The organism is Bacillus sp. SIMBA_026 (genome assembly GCF_046535335.1).
Taxonomy (GTDB): Bacteria; Bacillota; Bacilli; order Bacillales; family Bacillaceae; genus Bacillus; species Bacillus velezensis.
On sequence record NZ_JAWRWX010000274.1, the window covers coordinates 1 to 260 of the forward strand.

Genomic DNA, 260 nt, shown 5'->3' on the forward strand with positions numbered 1-260 from the left:
GGCTATCGTCACCGCCCGCCAAGATGGCGCGCGTCTGGTCGGCGTTGAAGATCCGAGACGGCCCGGTAACCTCCAACTCCGGCCCGTTCTCGCCGACCAACCGCAGGCCGCCAGTATGGAAACCACCTTTGGCAAATGCAGCGACGGCCCTGCCCGTCAAGGCGTTGACCACTTGCCGCAGACCGTTCACTGTCGCATCGCGTGCGGCGTTGATCGCGTTGGTCAACACCTGGTCGCCCGACAGTGCGGACTTCTCCAGT

Annotated in this window: 1 protein-coding gene; it reads right to left on the reverse strand. The window is 64.6% G+C overall.

Annotated features, from left to right (window positions below):
• The coding region (locus SB847_RS21455) for a hypothetical protein (protein WP_410578693.1) at nt 1-260 on the reverse strand (260 nt) is incomplete at both ends.